Here is a 6,715-nt window from a genome sequence, read left to right as displayed (position 1 = left end):
GCCGCGCCCATTTCGCGGCCGACGCCGGAGAGCTTGTAGCCGCCGAAGGGCAGGGCCGGGTCGAGGGCGCTGTGGCAGTTGACCCAGACCGAGCCGGACTTGATGCGCGGAATCATCCGATGCACCGCCGACAGGTCGTTGGACCAGATGCTGGCGCCGAGGCCATAGGGGTTGTCGTTGGCCATGCGGATGACTTCATCGATGTCGTCGAAGGGCATCGCCACCAGCACCGGGCCGAAGATTTCTTCCTGCACCAGGCGGTGCTGCTGGTCGACGTCGACGATCACCGTCGGCTTGACGAAGTAGCCGGGGCCGAAGCCGTCGCCGCCGCAGGCGATGGTGGCGCCCAGTTCGCGGCCGAGGTTGATGTAACCGGTGACGCGGTCCTGCTGCTTGGCGGAGATCAGCGGGCCCATCTGCACGCTCGGGTCGAGGCCGTTGCCGAGCTTCATGCCGTTGGCGATGCCGGCGATGTCGGCGATCACGTTGTCGAAGTGCTTGCGGTGCACGTACAGGCGCGAGCCGGCGCAGCAGACCTGGCCCTGGTTGAAGAAGATCGCGGTGGCGGCGCCGGCAGCGGCTTCGGCGAGGTTGGCGTCGGGCAGGACGATGGTCGGCGACTTGCCGCCGAGTTCCAGGGTCACGCGGGTCATGTTGTCCATGGCCGCCTTGCCGATCTGCTTGCCGACTTCGGTGGAGCCGGTGAAGGTCAGCTTATCGACGCCCGGGTGGCGGGTGAGGGCGACGCCGGCATTCAGGCCGGTACCGGTGATGACGTTGAACACCCCGGCCGGGTAGCCGGCTTCCAGCACCAGTTCGGCCAGCTTGAGGGCGGTCAGCGGGGTTTCGTCGGCGGGTTTCAGCACCACGGTGCAGCCGGTGGCGAGCGCCGGGCCGAGCTTCCAGCAGGCCAGCAGCAGGGGGAAGTTCCAGGCGACGATGGCGCCGACCACGCCGACGGCTTCGCGGCGGATGTAGCCGTGGAACTGGTCGTGGGGCATCAGCGGCAGGGAGGCGTCGACCGTGCTGCCTTCGATCTTGGTGGCCCAGCCGGCCATGTAGCGGAGGAAGTCGATGGCCAGCTGCACGTCCATGACCTGGGCCACGGCGGCGCTCTTGCCGTTGTTCAGGCACTCCAGCTCGGCCAGTTCCTGGGCGTCGCGTTCCATCAGGTCGGCCAGGCGCCACAGCAGGTTCTGCCGTTCGCGCGGACGCATACGGCTCCAGGCGGAATCGTCGAAGGCCTGGCGCGCGGCCTGCACGGCGCGGTCGACGTCTTCGGCACTGGCGGAGGGCACCTCGCCGAGGACTTCGCCGGTGGCCGGATTGCGGAAGCTGATGGTGTTGCCGCTGACGGCGTCCTGCCATTCGGCGCCGATCAGCATGCGGTGCGGGCGATCGAGGAAGGAGCGTGTTTTCGGCAGGATCGAAGGGATCTGCATGGGCGGGGCCTCTTGTTGTTGGAGTCAGCCCCGGCGGGAGCAAGCCCTGTGCCAGCGCCTGTGCAGGCCAGGCCCGGCGCAGCAGAGATACGGGTTCGTGGAAAATATCGACGCGGCAGGGTTGTTCCGGACTGGGGCAGGTGTCTCTGAATGAGACAGCGCCCCTGTCTCGCTCCCGTCGACCAGGCCTACACGCGGAACTGTTTCAGGGTCTGGTTCAATTGGCTGGCCAGCGATTCGAGGTGGCGGCTAGCCTCGTTGGACTGGTGGGCGGCCAGGGCGCTTTCTTCGGCCAGGGAGGCTGCCTGGGTCACGTTCTGGTTGATGTCCTCGACCACCTGGGACTGTTGCAGCGTGGCGCTGGCGATGGATGCATTCAGCCCCGTCAGGTTGCGCAGGGACTGGGCGATCTGCTCCAGGCTCTGGCCCGCCAGGCGAGCCTGTTCGACGGTCAGGGCGGATGCCTGGCTGCTCTCGTCGATGACCCGCACGGCCGCTGCCGAGTTGGCTTGCAGGCGCTCGATCATCGTCTGGATCTCCGCCGTGGATTTCTGTGTGCGTTGCGCCAGCAACCTGACCTCGTCCGCGACCACGGCGAATCCCCGGCCCTGTTCGCCGGCGCGCGCCGCTTCGATGGCGGCATTCAACGCCAGCAAGTTGGTCTGCTCGGCGATGGCACGGATGACTTCCAGCACGGTGCCTATCTGGGCGCTTTCGTGGGCCAGGGACTGGATCACGTCCACCGCCTTGCCGATGGTGCCGGAGAGTTGGTCGATTCGCGTCAGGCTGCTGTCGATGTTGTCCTGGCCACGGAGCGCCTGCTCTTCGGCGTCACGCACTTCGTTGGCGGCATGCTCGGCGTTTCTCGCCACTTCCTGCACGGCGTAGGAGAGCTCCTGGACCGCGGTGGCGACCAGCTCCATCTGCTGGGACTGTTGCTGGCTCTGGCGCTGGGTGTCGCCTGCAATGGTGCCGAGGGAATGCGAGGCCTGGTCGAGCGAGTCGGCCGTTTCCAGCGACTGGCCGATGACGCCGCGCAGCTTGCGGGTGAAGGTGTTGAAGTGCGTGCCCAGGGCAGTCAGTTCGTCGCGCCAGTGATCGTCCAGGCGGCGAGTGAGGTCGGCCTCGCCGCTGGCGATATTGGCCATGGCCCCGACTGCTTCATCCAGGGGCGAGGCGATGCTGCGGGCGATCAGGATGATGAGGGCGGTGAGCAGCAGGCCGGTCACCAGCAGAATGCTCAGGGTGTGCAGGACCTGGGTGCGGAACTCGGTCTGCACGTCGTCGACGTAGATCCCCGAGCCGACTATCCAGCCCCAGGGTTTGAACAGCTCGACGTAGGACACCTTCTGCACCGGCTCTTCGGAGCCGGGGCGGGGCCAGCGGTAATGGACCAGGCCAGCGCCGTCGCGCTTGGCGACGCTCACCATATCGTCGAACGGGGCGTTGCCGTCCGGGTCGCGGGTGCCGGTCATGACCTTGCCATCCACCTTGGGGTTGGGGTGCATGACCATGCGTGTGTCGAAGTCTTCCAGCCAGAAGTAGTCCTCGCCGTTGTAGCGCAGGCTGCGCATCAATTCGATGGCCTGCTTCTGGGCCTGTTCACGGCTGAGTTTTCCGGCGCTTTCCTGCCCCTGGTAGTAGCGCAGGATGCTGCTGGCGGTCTCCACTACATGGTGGGTCTTCAGGGCCTTGGCGGCGTGCAGGTCGCTGAGGTTCTGGCTGAGCATCAACCCGGTGAGGGTGAACAGGATCGCCAGAGAGGTCAGAAGGATCAGCCACAGGCGTTGGCTGATGGGGATGTGGCGCAGGTTGGGCATGGAGGTTGGCTTCTTGTTGTCAGGGGCTGGCCCCGTCGGAGCAAGGCCTATGCCAGACAGGGTATGGCGCAAAAGGAGGCTGCGTTGGCCGGTGCTGGAGGACTGGGTGGGCGGCCCGTTATCCGGCCTGGACGGGGAGGGCAGTTGTCTCTGTATGAGACGGCCGGCTGTTTCGTGCCCTGGCGGCTGCGGCACGTGGTGGCGTGCCGGTTTCGGCCGGGCAAAAAAATCCGGGCGTCCCTCGGGAAAGGGAGCGCCCGGAAAGCGTGGGTGACTCAGAGTTGCAGATTGGCCAGTTCGCGGGCGATCAGCAGTCGCTGGACTTCGCTGGAACCTTCGTAGATCTGGGTGATGCGGGCATCGCGGTAGTACTTCTCCACCGGGTAGTCCTCCAGGTAGCCGTAGCCGCCGTGGATCTGGATGGCGCTGGAGCACACCTGCTCGGCGATCTCGGAGGCGAACAGCTTGGCTTGCGAGGCTTCGGACAGGCAGGGCAGGCCGACGCTCTTCAGGCGCGCTGCGTGGAGGATCATCAGCCGCGCGGCGTTGAGGCGGGTGTGCATGTCCGCCAGCAGGTTGCCGATGCTCTGGTGCTCGATGATTGGCTTGCCGAACTGCACCCGCTCCCGTGCATACACAAGCGCCGCCTCGAAGGCCGCGCGGGCGATGCCGAGCGCCTGCGCGGCGATGCCGATGCGGCCGCCTTCCAGGTTCGACAGGGCGATGGCCAGGCCCTTGCCGCGCTGGCCCAGCAGGTTCTCTTCCGGGATGCGGCAGTCGCTCAGGGTCACGGCACAGGTGTCCGAGGCCTTGATGCCCATCTTGTGCTCGCTACGGTCGACGGCGAATCCGGGTGTGTCGGTGGGCACCAGGAAAGCCGACAGGCCTTTCTTGCCCAGCTCCGGGTCGGTCACCGCGAAGACGATGGCGAGCTTGGCGCGCCGGCCGTTGCTGACGAACTGCTTGGCGCCGTTCAGTACCCACTGGCCGTCCTTGAGCTCGGCGCGGGTGCGCAGGTTGTGCGCTTCCGAGCCGGCCTGGGGTTCGGTGAGGCAGAAGCAGCCGATGGCGGCGCCACTGGCCAGGTCCGCCAGCCAGCGGTCTTTCTGGGCTTCGCTGCCGTACTTGAGGATCGGCCCACAGCCCACGGAGTTGTGGATGCTCATCAGGGCGCCGAGGGCGCCATCGCCGGCGGAGATTTCTTCCACCGCCAGGGCATAGGCGACGTAGTCGATGTAGGTGCCGCCCCATTCCTCGGGCACCACCATGCCGAGCAGGCCCAGCTCGCCCATTTGCTGCACCAGGTCGTCGTCGATCCAGCCAGCCTTTTCCCAGGCTTGTGCCTTTGGCGCCACTTCGGCGCGGGCGAATTCCCGCGCCATGTCGCGGATCATGCGTTGTTCTTCGGTGAGTTCGATATCGTGCATCGTGCGTATCTCCCGCAGGCTGGTGCCGTCAGGCGGTGCGAAGGGGTTTGGCGGGAGCGGCCTTGAAGCCGCTGAAGAAGGACAGCACCCGCTCCTGCGTCAGTTCCGCCAGGGTCGGCGGGTTCCAGCGCGGGTTCTTGTCCTTGTCGATGATCAGGGCGCGAACACCCTCCATCAGGTCGCCCTTGTCGAACCACTGGTAGTCCAGGTGCAGCTCCAGGGCGAAGCAGTCGGCCAGGGACAGGTGGCGGCCACGGCGCAGCAGCTCAAGGGTCACGGCCATTGCCAGGGGCGAGCGGCTGTCCAGCAGCCGTACGGTTTCCTCGGCCCAGTCACGGAACTCGGGGCAGTCCTCGGCCAGCAACGACTGGCGGATGGCCGCGATATCGGGCAGGGCGAAGTGCCGGTCGATGGCCTGGCGGAAGGCCTTCAGCTCCGAGCCGGGGATGCGCTCGGTGGCAAGGCCCGCCAGCAACTGGTGGAGGTTTTCCCGTGGGGCGTAGCTCCAGTTGAGGTTGTCCAGCGCCTGGTCCAGCTCCGCGATGCGTTCGCTGGGCAGGCAGTAGTCGGCAAGCCCCGCATAGAGCGCGTCGGCGGCGCGCACATGGCGGCCCGTAAGTCCCAGGTACGCACCCAGCTCACCGGGCAGGCGCGGCAGGAAGTAGCTGCCGCCGACATCCGGGAAGAAGCCGATGCCGACTTCCGGCATGCCCATCCGCGTGCGCTCGGTGATGATGCGCAACGAGGCTGCCTGGGCCAGGCCCATGCCGCCGCCGAGAACGAAGCCGTCCATCAGCGCCAGTACCGGCTTGGAGTAACCGTGCAGGTACTCGTCCAGCGCGTATTCCTCTTCGAGGAACAGTTCGTGCTGGTTGTCGCCGGCCGTATGGCTCTCGTAGAGCATGCGGATATCGCCACCGGCGCAGAACGCCTTGTCGCCGGCCGCGCGAATGACCACGGCGACGATTTCCGGGTCCTCCTCCCAGGCCCAGAGGTGCTTGCAGAGCAGGCGCACCATGGGCAGGTTCAGGGCGTTCAGGCCCTCCGGACGGTTGAGGGTCAGGTGGCCGACGCGGTTGCGCACACTGGCCAGGACCGGTGCCTCGTGCTCGCTCATGCTCAGGCTTCCCGGCGGAACAGGTTGATGATTGCGGAGAAGTCCAGGCCGCCGTAGCCCTGCAGGCTGAAGGTCTGGTAGAGCTGCTGGGCTGCGGCGCCGAGTACAACCGGCTGTTTCGCATGGCGAGCCGCCTCGGTGGCCAGGCCCAGGTCCTTGAGCATCAGGTCGGTGCCGAAGCCGCCGCTGTAGCCGCGCGAAGCTGGGGCGTTCTCCAGCACGCCGGGGAACGGGTTGTTGATTTCCGAGCTCCAGCAGCGGCCGCTGGAGGTGTTGATGATGCCGGCCAGGACTTTCGCGTCCATGCCCAGGGCAACGCCCAGCGCCATGGCTTCGGCGACGCCGACCATGGAGATGCCTAGCAGCATGTTGTTGGCGATCTTGGCCACCTGGCCGTTGCCTGTGTCACCACAGTAGACGATGTTCTTGCCCATGGCGGCGAGCAGCAGGTGGGCCTCGTCGAAGGCGCTGACGGTGCCGCCGACCATGAAAGTCAGGGTGCCAGCCGCCGCGCCACCTGTGCCACCGGAAACCGGCGCGTCGAGCATGGGATTGCCCTGGGAGGCGGCGGCTTTGGCCACTTCGCGGGCGCTGAGCGGGTCGATGGTCGAGCTGTCGATCAGCAGCACGCCCGGCTGGACGTTGGCCAATAGGCCTTCGGCGCCCAGGTAGACATCCTTCACGTGGGCCGCGGTGGGCAGCATGGTGATGATCGCGGCGACGCCATCGCGGGCCAGCTCCGCCGGGCTGTTGGAGGTGCGGGCGCCGAGCTCTACGAGTGCGGCGGTCGCCAGCGGCGAGGGGTCGAATACGGTGAGGGTGTGGCCGGCCTTGAGCAGGTTGCGGGCCATGGGGCCGCCCATGTTGCCGAGGCCAAGGAATCCGATATGCATGTTGGCGTCCTCTTGA

The 6,715-nt window shown here is 66.8% G+C and carries 5 protein-coding genes; all 5 read right to left on the bottom strand.

Annotated features, from left to right (window positions below):
• Positions 1–1,442, bottom strand: a 1,442-nt coding sequence (locus tag E8F06_RS06215; RefSeq protein ID WP_280365282.1) for an aldehyde dehydrogenase family protein, incomplete at its 3' end; no start/stop codon positions are given.
• 188 nt (positions 1,443–1,630) lie between these two features.
• Positions 1,631–3,262, bottom strand: coding sequence for a methyl-accepting chemotaxis protein (locus tag E8F06_RS06210; protein WP_280365280.1), 1,632 nt, complete (start codon positions 3,260–3,262; stop codon positions 1,631–1,633).
• A gap of 275 nt (positions 3,263–3,537) precedes the next feature.
• Entirely contained in the window at positions 3,538–4,689 is a 1,152-nt protein-coding gene (locus tag E8F06_RS06205; RefSeq protein ID WP_280365279.1) for an acyl-CoA dehydrogenase family protein, read from the bottom strand.
• Between the two features lie 28 nt (positions 4,690–4,717).
• Positions 4,718–5,806: an enoyl-CoA hydratase/isomerase family protein gene (locus E8F06_RS06200; protein WP_280365277.1), complete on the bottom strand. Its 1,089-nt coding sequence runs from the start codon at positions 5,804–5,806 to the stop codon at positions 4,718–4,720.
• Between the two features lie 2 nt (positions 5,807–5,808).
• Positions 5,809–6,699 carry a 3-hydroxyisobutyrate dehydrogenase gene (mmsB, locus tag E8F06_RS06195; protein WP_280365284.1) on the bottom strand — a complete coding sequence of 297 codons (891 nt, stop codon included), beginning with the start codon at positions 6,697–6,699 and terminating at the stop codon, positions 5,809–5,811.
• Between the last annotated feature and the right edge of the window lie 16 nt (positions 6,700–6,715).

Origin of the sequence: Pseudomonas sp. BN411 (assembly GCF_029871235.1) — a bacterium.
Classification (GTDB): domain Bacteria; phylum Pseudomonadota; class Gammaproteobacteria; order Pseudomonadales; family Pseudomonadaceae; genus Metapseudomonas.
The sequence above is the reverse complement of the archived record's forward strand: the minus strand, read 5'-3'. Positions and strand labels throughout refer to the sequence as shown.